At 77.6% G+C, this 21788-nt stretch carries 21 protein-coding genes and 1 tRNA gene; 8 read left to right on the top strand and 14 right to left on the bottom strand.

Going from position 1 to position 21788, the window contains the following annotated elements; all coding sequences use genetic code 11:
- Positions 1-78: 78 nt before the first annotated feature.
- A complete protein-coding gene (locus tag MHY85_RS07430) occupies positions 79-921 on the bottom strand; it encodes a siderophore-interacting protein (protein WP_239194996.1) in 843 nt (280 codons plus the stop codon).
- Between the two features lie 161 nt (positions 922-1082).
- Between MHY85_RS07430 and MHY85_RS07425 the strand changes: the two genes are divergently transcribed.
- The gene (locus tag MHY85_RS07425) at positions 1083-1802 is read left to right on the top strand and encodes a hypothetical protein (RefSeq protein WP_239194994.1); all 720 of its coding nucleotides are present in this window, start codon (positions 1083-1085) and stop codon (positions 1800-1802) included.
- On the opposite strand, the gene MHY85_RS07420 is transcribed toward MHY85_RS07425, so the two are convergent.
- From MHY85_RS07420 to MHY85_RS07410, 3 genes are read right to left on the bottom strand one after another with little or no spacing between them, the layout of a single operon-like run.
- Positions 1738-2283 (bottom strand): NUDIX hydrolase, encoded by a 546-nt coding sequence (locus tag MHY85_RS07420; protein ID WP_239194992.1) that lies wholly within the window; start codon positions 2281-2283, stop codon positions 1738-1740. The two genes, MHY85_RS07425 and MHY85_RS07420, sit on opposite strands and share 65 nt — an antisense overlap.
- Before the next feature lie 48 nt (positions 2284-2331).
- A complete protein-coding gene (locus MHY85_RS07415; RefSeq protein WP_239194990.1) occupies positions 2332-2988 on the bottom strand; it encodes a response regulator transcription factor in 657 nt (218 codons plus the stop codon).
- On the bottom strand, positions 2985-4088 hold the full coding sequence (locus tag MHY85_RS07410) for a sensor histidine kinase (RefSeq protein WP_239194988.1): 1104 nt from the start codon (positions 4086-4088) through the stop codon (positions 2985-2987). The genes MHY85_RS07415 and MHY85_RS07410 overlap by 4 nt, the downstream gene beginning before the upstream one ends.
- A 263-nt stretch (positions 4089-4351) precedes the next feature.
- Here MHY85_RS07410 and MHY85_RS07405 point away from each other — a divergent pair, with 263 nt between their 5' ends.
- Complete coding sequence (locus MHY85_RS07405; protein WP_239194986.1) at positions 4352-4849, top strand: DUF1269 domain-containing protein; 498 nt, start codon at positions 4352-4354, stop codon at positions 4847-4849.
- Between the two features lie 44 nt (positions 4850-4893).
- Positions 4894-5337: a hypothetical protein gene (locus tag MHY85_RS07400; RefSeq protein ID WP_239194976.1), complete on the top strand. Its 444-nt coding sequence runs from the start codon at positions 4894-4896 to the stop codon at positions 5335-5337.
- A gap of 67 nt (positions 5338-5404) precedes the next feature.
- Here the strand turns inward: MHY85_RS07400 and MHY85_RS07395 are convergent, their stop codons facing one another.
- The gene (locus tag MHY85_RS07395; protein WP_239194974.1) at positions 5405-7972 is read right to left on the bottom strand and encodes a LuxR C-terminal-related transcriptional regulator; all 2568 of its coding nucleotides are present in this window, start codon (positions 7970-7972) and stop codon (positions 5405-5407) included.
- A 314-nt stretch (positions 7973-8286) separates the two neighbouring features.
- On the opposite strand from MHY85_RS07395, the gene MHY85_RS07390 reads away from it, so the two are divergent.
- Positions 8287-9549, top strand: coding sequence for a DUF1254 domain-containing protein (locus MHY85_RS07390; protein ID WP_239194972.1), 1263 nt, complete (start codon positions 8287-8289; stop codon positions 9547-9549).
- 44 nt (positions 9550-9593) lie between these two features.
- Here the strand turns inward: MHY85_RS07390 and MHY85_RS07385 are convergent, their stop codons facing one another.
- Entirely contained in the window at positions 9594-9800 is a 207-nt protein-coding gene (locus MHY85_RS07385; RefSeq protein ID WP_158375856.1) for a hypothetical protein, read from the bottom strand.
- A gap of 85 nt (positions 9801-9885) precedes the next feature.
- Between MHY85_RS07385 and MHY85_RS07380 the strand changes: the two genes are divergently transcribed.
- Both MHY85_RS07380 and MHY85_RS07375 read left to right on the top strand, forming a co-directional pair.
- A complete protein-coding gene (locus MHY85_RS07380; RefSeq protein WP_239194970.1) occupies positions 9886-10629 on the top strand; it encodes a sugar O-acetyltransferase in 744 nt (247 codons plus the stop codon).
- A 100-nt stretch (positions 10630-10729) separates the two neighbouring features.
- The gene (locus tag MHY85_RS07375) at positions 10730-11983 is read left to right on the top strand and encodes an alanine racemase (protein ID WP_239194968.1); all 1254 of its coding nucleotides are present in this window, start codon (positions 10730-10732) and stop codon (positions 11981-11983) included.
- Between the two features lie 46 nt (positions 11984-12029).
- Here the strand turns inward: MHY85_RS07375 and MHY85_RS07370 are convergent, their stop codons facing one another.
- The 7 genes from MHY85_RS07370 to MHY85_RS07340 all read right to left on the bottom strand — a co-directional run bounded on the left by MHY85_RS07370 (position 12030) and on the right by MHY85_RS07340 (position 19711).
- Complete coding sequence (locus MHY85_RS07370) at positions 12030-12407, bottom strand: RidA family protein (RefSeq protein ID WP_239194958.1); 378 nt, start codon at positions 12405-12407, stop codon at positions 12030-12032.
- 65 nt (positions 12408-12472) lie between these two features.
- A complete protein-coding gene (locus MHY85_RS07365) occupies positions 12473-14077 on the bottom strand; it encodes an amidohydrolase family protein (RefSeq protein ID WP_239194956.1) in 1605 nt (534 codons plus the stop codon).
- Positions 14074-15738 (bottom strand): beta-N-acetylhexosaminidase, encoded by a 1665-nt coding sequence (locus MHY85_RS07360; protein WP_239194954.1) that lies wholly within the window; start codon positions 15736-15738, stop codon positions 14074-14076. Before MHY85_RS07360 ends, MHY85_RS07365 begins: the two co-directional genes overlap by 4 nt.
- 1 nt (position 15739) lies before the next feature.
- Entirely contained in the window at positions 15740-16543 is an 804-nt protein-coding gene (locus tag MHY85_RS07355) for an IclR family transcriptional regulator (protein ID WP_239194952.1), read from the bottom strand.
- A gap of 2 nt (positions 16544-16545) precedes the next feature.
- Entirely contained in the window at positions 16546-17406 is an 861-nt protein-coding gene (locus tag MHY85_RS07350; RefSeq protein ID WP_239194950.1) for a carbohydrate ABC transporter permease, read from the bottom strand.
- On the bottom strand, positions 17403-18413 hold the full coding sequence (locus tag MHY85_RS07345) for a carbohydrate ABC transporter permease (RefSeq protein WP_239194947.1): 1011 nt from the start codon (positions 18411-18413) through the stop codon (positions 17403-17405). The genes MHY85_RS07350 and MHY85_RS07345 overlap by 4 nt, the downstream gene beginning before the upstream one ends.
- Positions 18410-19711 (bottom strand): extracellular solute-binding protein, encoded by a 1302-nt coding sequence (locus MHY85_RS07340; protein WP_239194944.1) that lies wholly within the window; start codon positions 19709-19711, stop codon positions 18410-18412. Before MHY85_RS07340 ends, MHY85_RS07345 begins: the two co-directional genes overlap by 4 nt.
- A gap of 276 nt (positions 19712-19987) precedes the next feature.
- Between MHY85_RS07340 and MHY85_RS07335 the strand changes: the two genes are divergently transcribed.
- The gene (locus MHY85_RS07335) at positions 19988-20479 is read left to right on the top strand and encodes a GNAT family N-acetyltransferase (RefSeq protein WP_239194941.1); all 492 of its coding nucleotides are present in this window, start codon (positions 19988-19990) and stop codon (positions 20477-20479) included.
- A gap of 157 nt (positions 20480-20636) precedes the next feature.
- Positions 20637-21611 (top strand): hypothetical protein, encoded by a 975-nt coding sequence (locus tag MHY85_RS07330; protein ID WP_239194938.1) that lies wholly within the window; start codon positions 20637-20639, stop codon positions 21609-21611.
- 41 nt (positions 21612-21652) lie between these two features.
- Here the strand turns inward: MHY85_RS07330 and MHY85_RS07325 are convergent.
- Positions 21653-21726, bottom strand: a tRNA-Val gene (locus MHY85_RS07325).
- Positions 21727-21788: the final 62 nt, after the last annotated feature.

Raw genomic sequence — 21788 nt, 5'->3', positions numbered from 1 at the left:
GCCCCCCGCAGGTCACCCTCCGCAGGTCGCCCCCCGCAGGTCGCCCCGCAGCTCACCCCCGGCCGGTCGCGCCTCGCATCACGCCGCCGCCCGCACCCGCGCCGCCCGCCAGTACCCGCAGAACGTGACGTCCTGCTTCGGCACGCCCGCGCCGACCCAGTGCCGGCGCGCCCCGGCGACGAGCGACTGCTCCCCCACGACCCACGCCGTGACGGGCTCCGCCGGGAGGGGCAGCGCCTCGACGACAGCGAGCGCCGCCGGTCCCGCGACGGCGTGCGGGTCGTCGCGCACCACCCAGCGCACCTGCACGCCGTCGGGTCCGTCGAGGTCCTGCACGTCGTCGGCGTGCGGCACCTCGACCACGGCGACCCCGCGCGCGTCCGCACCCAGAGACCCGAGGATGCCGGCGACGGCGGGCAGCCCGGTCTCGTCCGCGACCAGCAGCAGCCGGTCCCGGGCGGCGGCCGCCGGGAAGGTGATGCCCTCGTCCAGGATCGCCACGGCGTCGCCCGGCGCGCAGGTCCGCGCCCAGGTCGCGGCGGGGCCGGAGGTGCCGTCCTCGGGCGTGCCGTGCAGCACGAAGTCGACGTCGAGCTCGGGACCGTCCGGCCCGTCGGCGCGGTACGCGCGGACCGTGTAGTTCCGCAGCACCGGCCGCTCGGTCCGGGCGATCGCGAGGTACTTCAGGTAGGCGAGGGTGTCGAGCCGGTTCGGCAGCCGGGACAGCACCGCGTCGTCCGCCACGGGGATGAACAGCCGGAACCACTGGTCGTAGCCCATGGGCCGGAACCGCGCGGCGTCTCCGCCGCCCAGCGTGACCCGGACGAACCCCGTGGACACCCGCTGGGTGCGCAGCACGTGCAGGGTCAGCAGCTCGGTGACCTCGGGCTTGCGCCGGCCGGTGTTGGTGCTGCGAGCCACGGGCGCTCCTTGACGGCGGGATTGGTAAGGCTCTCCTTACCCGGTCGCGACCGTAGCAGCCGGGCCGCCCGCCGTGGAACCCCCGTCCGCGCCGGGGCCGGTGCGCCGCCAGGGACGTCGGTCCGTGGCGGCGGCGGCCGCGGCGGTGGCGGGATGGGGACATGAGCACCTACCTCGCACCCGACGCCGGACCCGCGGCCGCCGTCCAGCTCTGCTGGATCCCGCTCGGCGCCGGAGGACCCCGCGTGGTGCGCGCGAGCGGCCGGGCCTACGAGGCGCTGGCCGCGCTCCACGACCGCCGGCCGCCCCGGGCGCTCGTGCACGCCGCCCTGCTGCTGCGGCCCTCGGACGGCGACGAGGTCGCCGTCGAGGTGACGCCCGCCTGGGGCCCGCCGGCGGTCGACCGCGGGGTGGTCGCGACCGGTCCGGTCGGCACCCGGCTGCTCGGTCGGTCGAGGCTGTTCCGGTACGAGGTGCGGTGCTGGGCGGGTGGGTCGGTGCCGGACCTGGCGTGGGCGGTCGTACGGCTGCCGGCCTCGGCGGACCCGCGGGTCGCGGACGCCCTGCTGGCCGCGGCGCCGAGCGTGCCCGTCCGCACGTGGGGTGCGCGGGGACCGCGCGGGCCCGCCCGGGTCGGACGCGCGCCGGCCGGGCGGGACATGTGGACGTCGAACTCGGTCGCGGCGTGGCTGCTGGCGGCGGCCGGCCTGGACCCCACCCCGCTCGGGCCCCCCGCGGGCTGCCGCGCACCCGGCTGGGACGCGGGTCTCCGGGCCGCGGGCGCCACGTCGCCCGACCGGGACGGAGGCGGTGCGGTCAGGACACCCGGCCGAGCGCGATCGCCGCGTGCAGCAGCGCGCCCAGGGACTCGTTGTCCGTGATCGCCCCGTCGCGCACGAGCGTCAGCACGTCGGGCCACGGCACCCGGCGGACCGCGACGATGCCCTCCTCGTCCTGGGCGTGGGCCTCGTCCGCCGGCCGCAGTCCCCGGGCGAGCAGCACGTGCCCCGGCGCGTGCGCCACACCGTTGAGCGAGAACACCGGGCCGAGGTGCGTCCACTCGGCGGCGGCCAGGCCGGTCTCCTCCCGCAGCTCGCGCCGGGCGGCGACGACCGGGTCCTCGCCGTCCGACCCGCCCGCGGGCACCTCGAGCGAGACGCCGCCGGTGGTGTACCGCTCGACCTCGACCAGCACCACCTCGTCGTCGTCGGTCACCGGCACGACGAACACCGCGGGGTGCCGGACCTCGACCACCCCGTAGACGCCGGCACCGCCATCGGGCCGGGTGACGGCGTCCTCGCGGACCCGGATCCACGGGTTCTCGTAGACGGTGCGGGAGTCGTGGGTGCGCCAGGCGGACATGGCCGCCATCGTGCCAGCCGTGCGGGGCGGGCCGGCGCGCCCCGCGCCTCACCCGCCGGCCGGCGGCGCCAGCCCCGCCTCGTGCGCCACGATCGCCGCCTGGGTGCGGTTGGCCGCACCGAGCTTCGTCAGCACCTGCGCGAGGTGCGCCCGCACGGTCGGCTCGGCCAGGTGCAGCCGCACCGCGATGTCCGCGTCCGGCAGCCCCTCCGCCACGCAGGCGAGCACGTCGCGCTCCCGTGCGCTGAGCGGCGCCACCCGGTCCCGCGCCGCCTGCGCGGTGCCGGACGGCGCGGGGCCGAGGGCGTCGAGCAGCCGCCGGGTGTCGGCCGGCGACTGCACGGTCCCGCCCGCGGCGGCGGCGCGGATCCCGCGGTGCAGCTCCTCGCCGGTGCTGTCCTTCAGCAGGTACCCGGCGGCCCCGAGCCGCAGCGCCGGGACGAGGTGCCGGTCGGGCGGGAACGTGGCGAGGACGACGACGGCCGTGCCGGCCCGGAGGATCTCCCGGGCCGCGCCGAGGCCGTCCAGCACGGGCACCCGCAGGTCGAGCAGCACGACGTCGGGCCGGTGGGCGCGCACCTGCTCGACCGCCTCGCGCCCGTCCGCGGTCGCCCCCACCACCTCCAGGTCCGGCGCGGAGCCGACCAGCCGGGCGACGCCCCGTCGGGACGAGGCCTCGTCGTCCACCACCAGCACCCGGATCATGCCGGCGCGGCACGGCGCGGCAGCCGCGCGTCGAGCACGAAGCCGCCCGCGGGCGTCGGGCCGGCGTCGAGGCGCCCGCCCACGAGGGCCACCCGCTCGCGCAGCCCGGCCAGGCCGGTGCCGCCGGTCGCGAGCCCCGTCGGCACCGGCCGCGCCTCGGTGGTGAGCACCTGCACGTGCAGCTCGGGCCCGGCGTCCTCGACCAGGACGCGGGTGCCCGCGCCGGGCGCGTGCCGGACCGCGTTGGTCAGGCCCTCGCGGACCACGCGGACGGCGGTGCGCTCCGCGGGGTCCGGCGGGTCGCGGTGCACCGCCGCGACGACGGCGGTGACGGGCTGCCCGACGTCGCGCGCGGCGGCGACCAGGCCCTCCACCTCCGGGAGCGCGTGCCGGGCGAGGCCGGCCTCGCCGGGCTCGTGCCGCAGCAGCCGCAGCACCTCGCGCATCTCGTCCAGGGCGGCGCGCCCGGTGTCGCGGATCTCGGCCGCAGCGGCGCGCACCGCCGGGTCGCCGGAGGCGCCGTCGAACAGGTTCGCGTGCAGCACGATCAGGCTGATCCGGTGCGCGACCACGTCGTGCAGCTCGCCGGCGAGCCGGGTGCGCTCGGCCCGCCGCACCGCGAGGGTCGCGGCCTCCGCGGCGGTGCGCTCCTGCGCCAGCCGGAGCGCGGTGGCGGCCGCCGCCGACCGCTGCCCGCGCCCCGCGAGCCACGGCACCAGCACGGCGAGCAGCAGCACGAGGGGCAGGGCGACGCCCGACCGGAACGAGGTCAGCCGCCAGACGGGCCAGATCATCGCCAGCGCGGCGAGCAGGCCGAGCCACGCCGCACGCGGCCCGGCCCACCGCCCGACCAGGTACAGCGCGACCGGCGTCGCGACGACGGGCGACAGCAGGCACAGCGGCAGGCACACCGCGAGCGCCACCGGCTCCCGGCGCAGGAGCAGCGCGGCGGCGCCGACCAGCTGCGCCGCGGCCTCCCAGGCGACCGGCTCGAGCGCGACCCCGGCCCGGGCGCGCGCGAGCACCAGGGCCAGGCCCGCCGCGGCGGCCACCGCGGCGAGCGCCTGGCGCGGCGCGCGCGCAGCGCGGTCGTCGGGCATGGCGACTCCCCCCGGTCGTCGGTGCTCGCGACGAGCCTGTCCCCCCGGGACGGCCCGGGGCGTCGTCCGTCGCGGATGACCCGCCGGACCGCGCCGGCACCCACCGGGCCGGGGCCGCCGCCCGCGGCCGCCGCCCGCGGCCGCCGCCCGGGGTCACCCGGCCCGGGCGATGCGCGCGGCTCGGCGGCGCCAGGACGCTGGCAGGGGTCCCTCCTCGGCGTGGAGGACCACGGGACCGACCCGACCGACGAAGGAGCACGACGGTGGCCACTCTCAGCGTGTGGAAGTTCGAGACCCCCGGCGGCGCCCAGCAGGCCGAGCAGGCGCTCGAGTCGCTGGCGAAGCAGGAGCTCATCCAGGTGCACGACGCCGCCACGGTGTCCTGGGACCCGGACAAATCGAAGCCCAAGACCCGGCAGGCGCACAGCCTCGCCGCCGCCGGCGCCCTCGGCGGGACGTTCTGGGGCATGCTGTTCGGCCTGCTGTTCTTCGTCCCGCTCATCGGCGCCGCCATCGGCGCGGCGGCGGGCGCGCTCGCGGGGTCGCTCACGGACGTCGGCATCGACGACGACTTCATCGAGTCGGTGCGCAGCAAGGTCACGCCGGGGACGTCGGCGCTGTTCCTGCTGTCGTCGAACGCGGTGCCGGACCGGGTGATCGCGGCGCTCAAGGAGCAGGGCATCCACCCCGAGCTCATCCAGACCAACCTGTCGGACGACGAGGAGGCGCGGCTGCGCGAGGCGTTCGAGGAGAACGCCTGACCGGTGGGGCAGCCGGGTCCGGCCCGGCGGGGAGGATGACGACGATGTCGAGGACGTACGCGCACGAGGGGTCCGCTGCGCCGGCCCGGCCGCGGGAGAGCGCCTGGGTCGGCTGGATCTGGTTCGCCGCGCTGATGATGATCCTGATGGGCCTGTGGGGCATGTTCAGCGGCCTGGTCGCGGTGTTCTCGCCGCACACGATCGTCGCCTGGACGAGCTACGGGCTCGCGACGGTCGACGTCTCCACCTGGGGCTGGGTGCACCTCGCGGTCGCGGCCCTGGTGTTCCTGGTCGGCATCTCGCTGCTGACCACGGCCGCCGGCTGGGCCCGGGTCACGGCCGTGGTGCTGGTGGGCCTGCAGCTGCTGCTGCAGTTCGTGGCGCTGCCCGCGACGCCCTGGTGGTCGCTGGTGTCGATCGGCCTGTGCGTGACGGTGCTCTGGGCGCTGATCGTGCACGGCGGCGAGCTGCGGCCCGTGGCGACCTGACGGGGCCGCGCCCGGTCGAGGTCGCGGGGCGGCGGTGCCCGGCGGGCGCCGCCGCCCTGCCGCGCGCTCAGAGCAGGCCGCGCTGCACCGCCGTCCGGACCGCCGCGCGGCGCCCGTCCACCCCGAGCTTCCGGTAGATCGCCCGCATGTGCGTCTTCACCGTGTTGATCGAGAGGAACAGCGAGCCCGCGATCTCCTCCGAGGTCAGCGACGACCGCAGGCAGGCGAGCACGTCCCGCTCCCGGGGCGTCAGGTCCCACGCGGACGCCCGCGGTGCGGGCGACTCGTGCTCGGCGACCAGCAGCCGGGTGACCAGCGGCTCGTGCGCGCTGCCCCACTCCAGGTGCGCCGAGAGCAGCGGGTGCAGCGCGGCGGCGCGGTCCCGCAGCGGCCGGACGAGCCCGTGCGGCGCGGCGGCGGCGAGGGCCGCCTCGAGGGCCAGGTGCGCCGCGGCGTCGTCCTCGTCGGCGCGCAGCGCGGCCTGCGCCGCGAGGTTGGCGACCCGCACCGGGGCGGGCGTCCCGCCCAGCGCGGCGGCGGCCGCGGCCGCGGCGCGCTCGGCGGCGTCCAGCGCGCGCTCGGCGGCCTCGATCTCCCCGATCCGCAGCAGCAGGTCGCTCTGCCAGCCGAGCGCCAGCGGGTCGGAGAACGCCACCGACGTCTCGTCGACCAGCGCCAGCGCCTCCCGGGGGCGGTCCTCGGCGCCGAGCTGCACGGCTGTGAGGAAGTCGCGGAACGCGGTCAGGTGCTCGGGCGCCGACCCGTCCGGCCACGGCGCGTCGGTGATCTCCCGCGCCCGGGCCAGACCGGGGGCGTCACCCTGCGCGAGGCAGACGATCGCGAGCACCCCGGCCGCGTGCACGGCGACCTCCCGCCGGTTGCGCCCCGCCGCCTCCACGGCGGCCTGCAGGTGGCCCGACGCGGCGCACAGCTCGTCGCGCCAGTACGCGGCGATGCCGCAGGCGAGGTGCGCCGACGCGACGATGCCCGCGCCCTGCCAGCCGTGCAGCGCCGCGGTGGCGAGCACGACCTGCGCGGCGGCCAGCGCGGCGCCGGCGTCGCCGCGCTGCGCGGCGGCCAGCGCCTCCTCCGCGCGGCAGCCCAGCTCGAGCGCGACCCAGCCGCGCTCCGCGGCGAGCGCCCCGCCCTCCGCGAGGTGGGTCAGCGCCGCCGGGTCGGGCCCGTACAGCTGGAGGGCGGCCCGTCCGACGAGGTACAGGCCGAGCGCGCGGGCGGCGTCGTCGGGCGCGCCACCGCCCGCGACCCCGTCGTCGAGCAGCGCCCGGCCCCGGCGCACCGACTCCTGCAGCGACGGGCGTCCGGGCCCGAGGAACGTCCGCACCAGCTCCCCCACCCACGCCGCGCGGCCGTCGTCGTCGCCCTCGCCGTCGGCCTCGTAGGCGTGCGCGGCCGCGAGCGCCAGGAGCACGTCCGGGTCGCTGCGGTACCGCGGCGGCAGCGCGGCGCGCAGGCCGCGCACCTGGCCGACGTCGCCGCGCACCACCAGGTCCGGCCACCGCTCGCCGAGCACCCGCGCCGCCAGGTCGGGGGCGTGCCCGTCCAGCGCGTGCCGGATCGCGGCCGCGGGGTCCCGCGGCCCGAGGTGCGCCGCGACGACCCGGTGCGCGACCCGCGCGGCGAGCGGGTCCCGCCGCGCGAGCACCGCGCGCGCGTGCGCGGCGACCAGCGCGTGCCACCGGTACACCGGCCCGTCGCCGACGTCGCCGACGTCCGTGAGGAACAGCCCGCGGCCGACGCACTCGTCGAGCAGCCGGGCCCCGCCCGGGACCAGCGCCTCGGCCAGCTCGGGGTCCACCTGCGCGGCCACGCTCGCGCGCAGCAGGAAGTCCGCGAGGTCGTCGGGCAGGGACCCGATGACCTCCTCGACCAGGTAGCCCGTGATCGGCACGTCCCGGTCCCGGAGCTGCGCCAGCGGCTCCCCGGACCCGGCGAGCACGTCGGCGGCCAGCGCGAGCCGCACGGCGACCGGCCAGCCCCGCGTCACCTCCCAGAGCGCGCGGACCGCGGTGCCGTCCGCCGGCACGCCGGCCGCTCGGACCACGTCGGCGACCTCCTCCTCGGTGAACGCCAGGGCGCGCTCGCGCAGCTCGCCCACCTCGCCCGCCATCCGCATCCGGTTCACCGGCAGCGCGGCGTCGTACCGGCCGGCCAGCACGAACCGGGGGCCCGCGTACCGCAGCACGGGGCCGAGGACCTCGCGGGCCGTCCGGGCCGAGAGCAGGTGCACGTCGTCGAGGACGACCACCGCCTCCGGCGGCAGCGTCTCCAGGGCCGTCACCAGGGCGTCCACCCGTCGGGCGAGCGTCCCCGGCGCGCGGACGGAGGCGGGCCCCGCGTCCGGGCGGACCCCGGGCGCGAGCGGGGCGAGCCCCTCGCCCAGCACGCGCACCAGGCGGCCGGGCTCGTCGTCGAGCGGGTCGAGCGACACCCAGGCCACCGGGCCGGGCGCCCGGGCGGCCCACTGCGCGAGCAGCGTCGTCTTGCCGAAGCCCGCCGGAGCGCTCACCACGGTCAGCCGGTGGCCGCCCACCGTGGCCGCGAGCGCCGCGTCGCACCGGGACCGGGCGACCAGCCCGTGCGGGGGTCGGGGCACCGTGAACTTCCCGCCGGGCACCGGGCGTCCTCGCCGTGCCCCCGGTTGCCCCTCCGGTCCCGTCGTGCCGCCGTCGTCACCAGCGTTCATGTCCACGCCCCCCGACGCGTGCTCGACCTCACCGTAGCCCGCCTGCTCGCGGGCCCCGGCTCCCCCGGCACCAGAGTGACAGGTCCCCGGTGATCCTGAGTCACATCGCGCCGTGACTCCCTCACCCGGTGCGGGTGAGCCCGGCAGCCGCTCCCCCCGTTCACACACCGCGGGTGAGGCCCGCACGGCGGCCCGCGGCTTCGCTGGTGGGCGTCGGTGCGGGACGGGGACGAGGGCGGTGGGCGATGCCGGAGACCCCGTCCTCCCCGGCGCCCGTCGCGCACGACGCCGAGGTGGTGCGCGCCGCCGCCGAGGCGGCGGTCTGGGCGCACCCGGCGCTGCTCGGCTACCGGCAGCTGCGCACCGACCTGCGCACCGGCCTCGCCGCGTTCGGCGTCCTCGACCACGACGGGCCGCCCGCGCCCGGGGACGGCACCCGCCACGCCGACCCGCTGCTGCTCCGGTCGAGCGGGTGGCTGGACCTGCGCGCCGAGCCCGCCGTCGTCGGCCACCCCGACCTGCCCGCCGGGCGGTACGCCGGACTGCAGGTCCTCGACCTGCTGGCGCGCACGGTGGCCCACCTCGGCACCGCCGGCACCGGGCCCGGTGCCGGTGACTGGGCCGTAGCGGGGCCCGGCTGGGCCGGGCCGGTGCCTCCCGGTGTGCGCGGCGTGCTGCGGTCGGGCTCGCCGCTGGTCCGGGTCGTGGCCCGCACCGGCGTGCCGGGCCCGGGCGACCTGGCCGCGGCGCAGGACCTGCAGCGCGCGTACCGGGTCCGCCCGCTGCACGCGCTCGGCGGGGTCCCGCCGCCCCGGCCGGCGCCCTCGCTCGACTGGCTGCCGTGGGACGAGGAGCGCGCCTGGGGCGCCGGCTTCGTCGACTACCTGGCGCTGCTGCTCCGGCTCGCCCCGCCTGCCGACCCCGCGGACCGGACCCGGGTCGAGCGGTGGGTCCGGCTCGGCGTGCTGAGCAGGACGGCGCTGCCGGGCGCCGGCGGGCACGACGCCGACGGGCGCGGTGCCGACGGGCGCGGTGCCAGCGGGCGCGGTGCCGGCGGGCGCACGCGGGTGCTCGTCGCGCGGGGGGCGGCGCTGCGCCGGGCGGTCGCCGCCGAGTACGAGCTGCACGCCCCCGAGCCCGAGGAGGTCCGCACCCTGCGCTGGCGGCTGCTCGACGGCGAGCCGCTCGACGGCCACCGCCGGTACCGGATGACGCTGCGGACCCCGCCGCCGGCGCGGCTGCTCTGGTCGCTCGCCGCCCACGCCGAGCCGTCCGGCGAGCTCGTCGCCAACCGGGCGGGTCGGTGCGCCCTCGGGCCGGGCACGCCGGACCTGCCCTGGGGCCGGGACGGCTCGCTGACCGTCACGCTGCAGCACGACGAGCCGGCCGACGCGCGCGGGCGGTCGGGCTGGCTGCCGGTCCCGCCCGGGCCGTTCAGCCTGGTCCTGCGGCTCTACGGCCCGGCGGCGGCGCCGGCGTGGGCCCCGACCCTGCGCGTACTGGGCTGAGCGCACCCGCGCACCCGCGCACCCGCCGACCGGCGCCGGCCCCGTCACGCCCCGCGGGTGACCGCCTGCAGCTCCGCGATGGCGACCCCGAGGTCGCACAGCAGCGCCACCACCCCGGTGAGCCCGGAGGCGTCCGGCACCTCGCACGACAGGATCGCCCCGTCCCGCGTCGGGGCCGCCACGATGTCGGCGTAGTCGCCCAGCCCGCCGAGATCACGCTCGGGGCCGACCACCCGGATGTGGTAGAGCACGCCACCTCGCCCCCTCCCGCACCGGCGCCCGACCCGACCCCGCCAGCCTCGCCCCGGGCGCCCGCGGCGTCGTCACGCTCCGGGGGTGAGCCGTGCTCAGGAGCGGACGCCGCCGCGGGTGCCGCAGGAGCCGCAGCTGCCGCAGGAGCCGCAGGTGCCGGAGGTCCCGCCGGCCCGCGGCCCCCGCCTGGGACACTCGTCGTCCGCGACGAAGGAGGAGCCCGTGCAGGAGCTCGACCTCGCGACCGCCCTCGCGGACGGCCGCACCGAGTACGACAAGATGGTGGCCGGCGACTGGTACCGCGACCGGTCCGGCCCCGAGCTGGCGGAGCTGACGACCAGCACGCAGCGCACGTGCCGCCGGATCACCGCCCTCTACGACGAGGACCGGTCCGCGGCCGAGGCGCTGTTCCGCGAGCTGCTCGGCACCGTGGGCGAGGGCGTCGACTTCCGGCCGCCGTTCTACCTGGACTACGGGCACCGCCTGCACCTCGGCGACCGGACCTTCGTCAACGCGGAATTCCTGACGCTGGGCGGCGGCGAGATCCGCATCGGCGCGGACGTGCTGATCGGCCCGAGCGTGCGGCTGTACACGCCGACGCACGTGCTGGACCCGGAGCTGCGCCCGCAGGGGTGGGAGCGGGTCTCCCCGATCACGATCGAGGACGGCGTGTGGCTCGGCGGCAGCGTGGTGGTGTGCCCGGGCGTGACGATCGGCGCCCGGTCCGTGGTCGGCGCGGGGTCCGTGGTGACGAAGGACGTGCCGCCGGACGTCGTCGTGGCGGGCAACCCGGCGCGCGTCGTGCGGTCGCTGCCGGCCGCCGGCTGAGCACCGCCCCCGCCCCGTCCGGTGCGGCGCCCGTGCGGCCCGCACACACATCGTCCGCCGGGCTCCCGCGACCGCCGGGCGCCGACCTACCGTCGACGCCGTGGACTCCGTCACGAGCTCGGGACCGACCAGCGCACCCGCCGTGGTCGGGCCGTGGACGAAGGGCCTGTGGCAGCCGGAGCCGGTCGCCGCGGACGCCTGGCTGTCGGCCGGCCGGCACCTGCTCGACGGCTCGTTCACCTGGCCGCTGCTGACGGTCGACGGCGGCGCGGTGGACCACAACGTCGCCACGATGGCCGCGTTCGCGGCCGAGCACGGGCTGCTGCTCGCGCCGCACGGCAAGACGTCGATGGCGCCCGGCCTGTTCGCGCGCCAGCTCGCGGCGGGCGCGTGGGGCATGACCGTGGCCACCGGCAACCAGGCGCTGGCGGCCCGGTCCGCCGGCGTGCGCCGGCTGCTCCTCGCGAACCAGGTGCTCGACGACCCGGTGCTCCGCTGGCTCGCCGGTCCCGGGAACGCGGACGGCGAGGTCGTCGTCCAGCTCGACTCGGCCGCCGGGCTCGCCCGGCTCGCGGACGTCGCCGACCCGGCGCGGCCCGTCGGGGTGCTCCTCGAGCTCGGCCACGCGGGCGGCCGGACGGGCCTGCGGCACGACGACAACGTGCTCGACCTGGCGACCGCCGCCCGGGCCCGGGCCGGGGTCCGGCTGCTCGGTGTCACCGCCTACGAGGGCGGGCTGCCGGGCGTGCCGGAGGTGCGGTCGTTCCTCGAGCGGTTGCGCGACCGCGCGGCAGCCCTCGCCGGGGCGGGCCTGATCGACGCCGACGAGGTGACCGTGTCCGTCGGCGGGTCGGCGTACTTCGACGTCGTCGCCGAGGTGCTCGGCGGACGTCCGGTGCTCGGCGGCCTCCCGGCGCGGGTCCTCCTGCGCAGCGGGTCCACGGTGACGCACGACCACGGCGTGTACGCGCGGCGCACCCCGTTCACCCGCGTGCCGGGCGGGCTGCGCCCGGCGCTGCGGGTCTGGGCGCAGGTGACGTCCTGCCCGGAACCGGGCCTCGCCATCGTCGGCGCCGGGAAGCGCGACGTCCCCGTGGACGAGGGGCTGCCGGTGCCCCTGCGCGTGCACCGCGCCGGGGCCGCGCCCGAGCCCGTGGCCGGCTGGGCGCTCACCCGGACGAACGACCAGCACGCGTACCTCGAGGCCGCCGGGCCCGCGCCGACGCCGCTGTCGCCCGGCGACCTGCTGGAGCTGGGCGTCTCGCACCCGTGCACGGCGTTCGACAAGTGGCGCGTCGTGCCCGTCGTCGACGCGGACCTGCGGGTCACGGAGCTCCTCGCGACCCTGTTCTAGCGGCGCGCCGCGGCCCCGGTCCGGGCCGCGGCGCGCCGGGGCGACCTCAGGCGGAGCGTCCCGCCACGACGTCGATCTCCACCTTGATCCCCGCGAGCTGCGAGCCGACCGTCGTCCGCGCCGGGGCCGGGTCGGAGAAGAACTCGCCGTACGCGGCGTTGAACTCGGCGAAGTCCGCGAGGTCCGCGAGGTGCACGGTCGTCTTCACGACGTCGTCCATCGTCAGGCCGGCGGCCTCGAGCGTCGCGCGCACGTTCCGGAGCACCTGGCGGGTCTGCTCGGTGACCGAGCGCGCGACCGCCCCGGTCTCGGGGTCCTGCGGGCCGAAGCCGGCGGTCCACAGCAGGTCGCCGAGCCAGACGGCCTGGGAGTACGCGCCGGCGGGCCGGGGCGCTGCGTCGGTGCTGACGGCGGTGCGGGTCATGGTGGTGCCTTCCTCGTGGTGCGCCGGTCGGTCCGGCTGCTCGGTGGTGCGTGGGGGCCGCGGGGTCACCGGACGCCGCGGCCGGGGAGGCGGTCGGTGCGCTCGCCCCGCCACAGGACGGGGTCGCCCGCGACCAGGACGTCGCGCACGCCGCGCGCCGGCGAGCGCGGGTCGGCGTAGGTCGCGGTGTCCGCCACCGTCCGCGGGTCGAGGACCACCACGTCGGCCCGGGCGCCGGGCCGCAGCACGCCGCGGTCCGCCAGCCCGAACCGCGCGGCGGCGGTCCCGGCGAGGTGCCGTGCGGCGGTGCCCCAGTCCCAGTCGCCGTGCTCGCGCACGTGGGTCCCGAGGAACCGGGCGAACGTCCCCCAGCCCCGCGGGTGCGGGTGCCCGCCGACGTAGATGCCGTCCGACCCCGCGCAGTGCGCCGGGTGCCGGAGCAGCGCCCGGACCGAGGCCTCGGACGCCGTGGGCGGCTGCTCGAACACGCAGCCCACCCGGAGCCCGGTGGCGGCCAGCAGGCGCAGGGCGGTCAGCGCCGGCGGCTCCCCCAGCGTCCGGGCGACGTCGACCAGCCGCCGGCCCTCCGCCCAGCGGTAGTCCGGGTGCGGGACCGACGCCAGCGTGACGCGCGGCCACACGCCGGCGCGCGCCGGCAGGTCCTCGGCCAGCAGCCGGGCGCGCACGCCCTCGTCCCGCAGCATCGCCGTCGCCCGGTCGAGGTCCGCCAGGGGCAGCCACGTGGGCAGCGCGACGAGGGCCAGCACGGACGCCCCGCGCAGGTAGGGGTAGCTGTCGAAGGTCAGGTCGTGGCCCTCGGCGAGCGCCGCGTCGAGGAGCGGCACGACGACGTCGGCGGGGCCGTGCAGGTGCGACACGTGCGTCGCCACGCCGGTGCGGCGGGACAGGTCGAGCAGCTCGGCCAGCGCGACCGGCACCCGGTCCTCGTAGCCCCGCATGTGCGAGACGTGCGGCAGGCCGCGGCTCGCGAGGACCGCGCAGAGCGACAGCAGCTCGTCGGGCTCGGCCCAGCACGCGGGCGCGTACTCCAGGCCGGTCGACATCCCGCGGGCGCCGGCGTCGAGGCCGGCCGCCAGCAGGTCGGCCATCGCGCCGATCTCGTCGGGGCGGGCCGGGCGCGGGTCGGGGCCGACGACGGCGTACCGGAGGGTCCCGTGCGGCACGAGGTACGCCACGTCGGCGGTGGTCGCGGCGTCGTACGTCGCGAGCAGGTCGCCGACGGACCCCGCGGCGAACCCGGGGTGGTCGCCGTCGACGGCGGCGAAGTAGCGGCGGACGAACGCCGCGGCGTCCGGGCCGTCCCGTCCCGGCGCGTGCGACGGCGCGTAGGACAGCCCGTCCTGGCCGACGACCACGGTCGTGACGCCCTGGTGGGCGAGCGCGTCCTGCACGCCGCGGTCGAGCACCGCGGCGTCGGCGTGCACGTGCGCGTCGACGAACCCCGGCATCACCACCATGCCGCTCGCGTCGACCACCTCCGCCCCGGCGGGGCTCAGGCCCGGCGCGACGCGCACCACGGTGCCGCCGGCGACGAGCACGTCCGCCGGGCGGGCGGGCGCACCCGTGCCGTCCGCGACGAGCCCGCCGCGCAGCAGCAGCGGCTCGCCCGGCCCCGGGACCCGCGCGACAGCCGGCTCCGGGCTCGTCATCGGGCACCGTCCTCCGCGTGCACCAGCCGGCCCAGCTCGTCGAACCGCAGCGGCCAGCCCGGGACCGCGGGCCGCCGCTGCCACGGGTGCGGCCCGTCCAGCGGGCGGTACTCCACGCCCGCGGCGTCGAGCCGGGCGAGGTGCGCGCCGCGGAGCCGGTGGTCGAAGTCGGCCCAGTCCCGCCGCTCGAGGGGCGACCAGACGACCTCGGCGAACGCCGTCAGCCGGGGGTAGGCGGCGTAGTCGACCCGCCGCCCGCTGTCGAGCTGCTCCGTCCACACGTGCGCCTGCGCGCCCAGCACCGCGCCCGCCCCCGGCTCCGCCGCCGCCTCGGCGACCTGCTCCGTGAGCGGCTCGAACCGGTAGACGTCCTCCACCGTGTGCACGGTCCCGACCGGCGCGGGCTCGTCGAGCCCGGCCGCCGCCCGGTGGTCCAGGTAGACCTCGTGCTCCGGGCAGACCACGACATCGTGCCCGTCGCGCAGCGCGTCGATGCCGCCCCGGTACCCGCGCCAGGAGTTCACGACCACGTCCGTCGGCACGCGCGCGCCGCCGACCTCGTCCCACACCGTCGCCCGCCGCCCGTGCGCCCGCAGGTGCTCGGCCAGCTGCGCGACGAACCACGGGACGAGCTCGTCGACGTCGTCCAGGCCGAGCTGCGCGGCGCGGGCCACGGTCTCCGGGTCGGTCGCCCACTCCTGGGTCGGCACCTCGTCGCCGCCGAGGCAGATCATCGGGGCGTCGAAGATCTCCATGACCTCGTCGAGCACGGTGCGGAAGAAGGCCAGCACCTCGTCCGAGACGCCCAGCGCGTGCGGGTTCAGGCCCCACCGCGTCCACACCTGCTGCGGGGGCAGGTGGGGCGCGAGGTGCGGGTAGGCGGCGATCGCGGCCTGCGAGTGCCCCGGCACGTCGATCTCCGGGACCACCACGACCCCGCGGCTGCGCGCGTAGGCGACGATCTCCCGCAGGTCGTCCTGCGTGTAGTAGCCGCCGTGCGGCGTGCCATCCCGCAGCGGTGACCGCGAGGAGCCGACCTGCGACTCGGTGCGCCAGGCACCCACCTGGGTCAGCCGCGGGAACGCCCGGACCTCCATCCGCCAGCCCTGGTCGTCGGTCAGGTGCAGGTGCAGCACGTTGAGCTTGTGCGCGGACGCCAGGTCGATGAACCGCAGCACCCCGTCCTTCGGCATGAAGTGCCGGGCGACGTCGAGCAGCACCGCCCGGTGACCGAACCGCGGCCCGTCGTCGACCAGCACGCCGGGCAGCGGGACGCCGGCCACGGGTCCCGTCGGGACGGTGCGGAACGCCGCCGGCCCGGCGAGCTGCTGGAGGGTGCGCAGCGCGTGCCGCGCCCCCGCCGCGCCCCCGGCCTCGATCAGCACGACGGGCTCGCGCGCGCCGTCGACGGTCAGCCGGTAGTCCTCCTCGGGCATGCTCGGGCGGTGCGCGAGCCGGACGGCGGCGGACCCGCCGTCGTCCGTGACCACCGCGACCGAGCAGCCCAGGCGGACGGCAAGGACGTCGAGCAGGACGGCGCGCGCGCCCGCGAGCTCGGGATCGATGCGGGCGACGAAGGCAGCGGGGAGCACCGCGTCGTCGCCGGCCAGCACGGCGTCGCGGGGCGCGGGGACGAGGCCGAGCGGGGTGGAAGCAGTCACGTCAGACCTCTCGCAGGGGTTGCGGCGCGCGGGTCCAGCCCATCGCGCGTGACAGGGTGCGCGCGACCTCGGCGGTCGCACGGGCGTGCGTGCGGATCGCGGCCGGCGGCATCCGGGTGTGGTCGGTGGAGGTGGAGACGGCGGCGACCACCGACCCCACGTGGTTCAGGACGGGCGACGCGACCGCGCGGACGTGCAGGTCGTGCTCGCGGTCGTTCAGGGCGAAGCCCCGGCGGCGGGTGCGGTCGAGCTCGCCGCGCAGCTCGGTCGGGTCCGTGATCGTGCGGGCCGTGAAGCTCTGTAGGCCCGTCGCGATCGCCCGGTCGATCCAGGACGCCGGCGCGACCGAGAGGACCGCCTTGCCGAGCGCCGTGCAGTAGGTCGGCAGCAGCGTCCCCAGGCCCGCGCCGCTCGGCAGCCGCCCGCCGTCGCCGACCCACGCCGCGATCCGCACGGACCCGCCCGCGGGCAGCCCGAGGGCGCAGGTGGCGGCGGTCCGCGCCGCCAGGTCCCGCAGGTACGGCGCCGCGAGACCCGCGACGTCCAGCTCGTCGACGTACGACTGGCCGAGCCGCAGGGCCCCCGGCCCGAGCCGGTAGCGGCCCGCGGAGTCCCGCGCCAGCAGCTCGTCCTCCACGAGCGGGGCCAGCAGCCGGGTGGCCGTCGAGCGGTGCACCCCGAGCTGCGCGGCGAGCGTCGCCACGGGGACCCCGCGCTCGGCCGTGGCCTGCTGCCGCACCTGCTCCAGCAGCTGCAGGCTGCGGCGCACGGACAGCGACTCGTTCCGGCCCTGGATCTCGTCCACGCTCACCCCTTCACGGCTCCCGCCAGCCCGGAGACGAGATGCCGCTGCACGAACACGAAGAACACCAGCACGGGCAGCGTCATGATGACCGAGCCCGCCATGATCGCGCCCCAGTCGTTCTGGTCGGGCTTGAAGAAGTTGAGGATCGCGAGCGGCAGCGTCTGGTTCTCCTGCGCCGAGATGATGAACGTCCGCGGGTACAGGAAGTCGTTCCACGTCGAGATGAACCCGAAGATGCTGACCGCGACCAGGCCGGGGGCGACGAGCGGGAACAGGATCGACCGGACGAACCGCGGGCCGGAGGCGCCGTCCAGCCGGGCGGCCTCCTCGACCTCCTCGGGCACGGCCGCGACGAAGCCGCGCAGCATCCAGATCGCGAACGGCGTCGAGAAGGCGATGTGCACGAGCATGAGCGAGCCGAGGTGGTTCAGGCCCAGCTCGGGGACGACCGCGCCGAACGACCGGAACAGGAAGAACAGCGGGATCGTCAGCGCCTCGACCGGCACCATCTGGGCGACGAGCACGGTGACGAGCAGCGTGGTGCGCAGGCGGAACCGGTAGCGGGTGAGGGCGACCGCGGCGAAGAAGGCGCAGATCATGGCGCCCGGCACGGCCACCGCCGCCACCAGCACCGAGTTGAGCAGGTAGCGGCCGACGTTCTCCACCGACAGCACCCGGGCGAACGCGTCGAGCGTCGGGTGGAGCGTGTACGGCAGCGCGTCGCCCGACATCAGCTCGGTCGTCGGCTTGAGCGCGGACAGCAGCATCCAGTACAGCGGGAAGGCGACGACCCCGGCGACCAGCACGGCCACCACGTCGGCGCCGACCCGCGGCCGGCGGCGGGCGACGACCGGGGCGCTCACAGCTCCTCCCCCTGCCGGCGCAGCGCCCGCAGGTACGCGAGCGTCACGACCATCAGCAGCAGCGTGGTGATGACCCCGACCGCGGACCCGAGGCCGTACTGCGACGCCGCGAACGCCTGCTGGTACGAGTACACGTTCAGCACGAGGTTCTGGCCGGCGATCCCGCCGCCGCCCGTCATGACGTAGATCTGCGTGAACACCTTGAAGTCCCAGATGATCGACTGGATCGTGACGATCGCGAGCACGGGCCGCAGGATCGGGGCCACGATGCTCAGCGCGATCCGCCAGGTGGAGGCGCCGTCCAGGCGGGCCGCCTCCTGGATCTCGGTCGGCACGCCGATGATCCCGGCGTAGAGGGTCACCATCACGAACGGGAACGAGCACCAGACGATCTCGGCGCCGACCAGCGCGAACGCGGACCACTTGTCGTAGGTCCACGAGTGCCCCGCGAACCCGTCCAGGCCGATCGCCGTGAGCGTCTGGTTGACGAAGCCGAGCGTCGGGTCGAACAGGAACAGCCAGACCGCGGACCCGGTCATGGCGGGCGTGGCCCACGCGCCGAGCGACGCGAGGAACAGCACCGTCCGGGACCACGGCCGCAGCCGGGTCGCGAGCAGGGCCAGGGCGCCGCCGACCGCCAGCGTCGCGACGACGCACGCCCCGGCGAACACCACCGTGTTGCCGAGCACCGTCCAGAACGCCTCGTCCCCCAGCAGCCGGGCGTAGTTCTGCAGCCCGATGAACCGCAGCGGGGCGCTGCCGGACACGTTCGCCTGCCGGTAGTCGTAGAGCGACACCACGACCAGCTGGTAGAGCGGGTAGGCGAGCAGGCCGCCGAGGACGACCACCGCCGGGACCAGGTAGAACCGCGGCTCCCACCGGCGCGCCCACGTCGTCGTGCCGCGGCCGCGGCGCGACAGCAGCGGCCGCGGCGGGCGGGGCGCGCCGCCCGCCGCGGGCAGGGTGGCCCCGCCCGCGGCGGGCAGCGCGGCGTGCGTCGCCGTCACTGCGCGCCGAACGCGGCGTCCAGCGCCGCGGTCGCGTCGGCGGTCGCCATCTCGACGTCCGCGGCCCCGGTCGCGACGGTCTGCACCATCGTCGGGAGCACGCCCTGCGCGTCGACCGTGCTCCACGCCGGCGTCACGGGCACGAACGCCGTGCCCGCGGCGAGCGTCTCGACGAACGGGGCGATCGCGGGGACCTGCTCCGCCACGTCGGCCTGCACGTCGGTGAACACCGGGATGTTGCCCATCGCGTCGAACATCGCCTGCTGGTACCGCTTGCCGGCGAGCAGCTGCACGAACTCGGTCGCCAGCGTCCGGCGCTCGGTGGACGACAGCACGGCCAGGTGGTTGCCGCCGCCGAACGCCGGGGCGATCGAGCCCTCCTCGACCCCGGGCAGCGGGACGACGGCGTACCGGTCGCCCACCGCGGACTCGTCCACCGCGCGCCGGTTGAAGTCGCCGCCGATGGTCATCGCCGCGTTGCCCGCGACGAACTCCTGGACCGACGCGTTCCCGCCCCACTCCGCGCAGGTCTGCGCCGGGCAGATGTCGTCGCCGAGCAGCCGGGCGTACGCCGCGACGCCCTCGCGGGCCTCGGCGGAGTCGAGGGTGCCCGTCCACGCGCCGTCGGCGTCCTGCCGCGCGATCTCGCCGCCGTGCGCCCAGATGTACGGCAGGAAGGCGAACTGCGCGGCGCCGCCGGTCGCGATCCCGACCAGCTCGGGCCGGGCGGCCCGCACGGTGCGGGCCGTCTCCTCGAGCTCGGCCAGCGAGGCCGGCGGCTGCAGGCCGAGCTCGTCGAACACGTCGGTGCGGTAGTACAGGGCGCGCACGCCGATGTACCACGGCACCGCGTACGAGGCGCCGTCGATCTCGGTCGTCGCCAGCACCGCGGGGTCGATGTCCGCGCCCTCGTCCCAGTCCGCGATCGCGTCGGTCACGTCCATCAGGCCGCCCGCGTCGACGAACCCGGCGAGGTCGGTGTTGCCGATCTCCGCGACGTCCGGCGCCGACGACGGGTCGTTGAACGCCCCGGTGAACCGCTCCGAGCGGGCGTCGACCGGGATGTACTCCACCTCCACCTCGACACCCTCGTGGTCCGCCTCGAACTCGGCGACGGCCTCGTCGACCACCTGCTCCTTGGGGTCCTGGGTGACCTCGGAGAACAGCCACACCCGCAGGGTGCCGTCCTGGACGTCGTCCGCGGCGGCCGAACCGCCCGACTGGGCCGGGGCGCAGGCGGCGGTCGCCGCGAGCGTGATCGTGGCGGCCAGCGCCACGGCAGCGGTGCGAGATCTCACGTCTTCCTCCAGGGGGTGGCGGCGGGGACGTCCCCGCGGCCGGCGGCTGACGCGTCCGGGGGTCCGGACGAGATGCGCCGACGCTAGGAGCCGCGACCGCGTCACCGGGAGGACCCGGTGCGGAATGCGCGCCCGGCGCGCCACGGCGGAGGCAGTCCGGTGGCCGCGCGGGCCTCCCGCCCGCACGGCGCGTGCACTGCACACACCGGGGGGCGGCATGCCGCGGCGCACGGACCGCGACTCGCCCGTGTCCGCCGCCGGCGGCACCATGGCGGCGTGCCGAACGACCCCGCCGCCCCCGCCCGCGTCCGTCACGCGACCCCGGAGGACGCCCCGGCCCTCGTCGAGCTGCGAGCGCTGATGCTCGCCGGGATGGGCACCGACCCCGGGCCCGCCGACAGCCCGTGGCGGCTCGCGGCGCACGCCTGGTTCGCCGAACGCCTCGCCCGCGGGTCCGTCGTCGCCGTGGTGGCCGAGCACCCCGTCGACGGCGTCGTGGCGGCCGCCGTCGGCGCGGTGGAGCAGCACGCACCGAGCCCGAGCAGCCCCGACGGGTCCCACGCGCGCGTCTCCACGGTCGTGACCCGCCCGGAGCACCGCGGCCGCGGGCTCGCGCGGCGCTGCACGACCGCGCTGCTCGACCGGCTCCGCGCCGAGACGAGCGCGCACGTCGTCGAGCTGAACGCCACGCCGCCCGCCGAGCCGCTGTACCGGGCGCTCGGGTTCAGCGAGCCGCGGTTCGTCGCGCTGCAGGCGCGCCTGCGCTGACCTCGCCTCCGCGCGGTCGCCGACCCGGCGCGGACGTCCGACGACCTGCGGGCGCGCCCTCGGCGTCCCGGTCCGCAGAGCCGGCGTTCCTCGCCCAGGCGGGTGGCGCAGCCGCGAGCTCCGGTGCGACGGCCGAGCGGTCCCCTACGGTGTCGCCGTGACACGTCCGCACGATCCGCCGGTCCGGGTCTTCCGCCGCCGGCTCCCGGCCGGAGCCGTCCTCGGCGGGCTCCTGCTCGGGCTCACCGGGTGCAGCGGCCCGTCGTACGACCCGGACATGGAGGGCATCCCCGAGGCCCGCGCCGCCGCGCGCGTCGCGCTCGACGACGCGGTCGAGCGGATCCGGTTCTCCGACCGGGTCACCGTCCTGGGCGAGGGCCGTGCGGATGCCTGCGGGACCGAGATGGGCGACGGCGTCTTCGCCGACCCGGTCGGCTACCACTGCTCGATGGGGTGGATGGTCGCGCTCGTCGTCCCGGAGGCTCGCACCCGTGACGACGTGGCCGGTGCTGTCGACGCCGAGCTTGCCTCGATGGACGTCACCACGACCTCCTTCCTCGCGTCGAGCCTGGTGATGGCGTATCCCAGCGTCCGGGACGGCACGCACCTGCGGGCCGGGGGCCACGTGGGCGAGGTGGACCTCGTCGTGGAGCAGACTCCCTTCAGGGCCGCGAGCTGGCTCACGCCACGCATCCCCCGCGGCTCGGCCGAGGTGTCGAGCGAGGGCGACCTGGGGACCGTCGACGCGTCCGCCGTCCGGGCGACCGGCGCCGACGAGGTCGTCACGGTCCTGCTGTCGACGACCTACTGGGACACCACGGGCCGCTACGGCGTCGACCGCTCGTCCGGTGATCCCACGCCCGGGCCCTGGGTCGAGCACTACGCCGAGGGCGCCGGGTACCGGTTCGACATCGCGCTCCCCGACCCGGTCGGCGGCGCGGAGACGTGCGCTCAGGACGGCGCGGTCGACCCCGCCACCGTCCGGTCGGCCGCCTCGCCGTTCCCGCGCGTGACGTTCGCCCTCCGCCCGGAAGCCGTCGACGCGGACATGCAGCGCGTGCGCGGCTGTCTGACCACGGCGCTCGCCGCCGGGGCCGTCGCCGTGCTGACGCCCGGCGATCCGTCGGAGTGAGGGCGGGTGGGCGAGCGGGTCGGGTCGTCGACGCCGTGTCGTGGGCCCGGCCGGTCTCGAACCGACGACCTCCGCGGTGTAAGCGCGGCGCTCTGACCAACTGAGCTACAGGCCCCTGCTGCGGTGCGCAGCCTACCGGTGCGGGTGCCGCCGGCGGACGCGCGACCGGCCACCCCG

Source organism: Cellulomonas sp. ACRRI (genome assembly GCF_022346185.1).
Lineage (GTDB): Bacteria > Actinomycetota > Actinomycetes > Actinomycetales > Cellulomonadaceae > Cellulomonas.
This window is presented reverse-complemented; position numbering and strand designations above follow the sequence as displayed.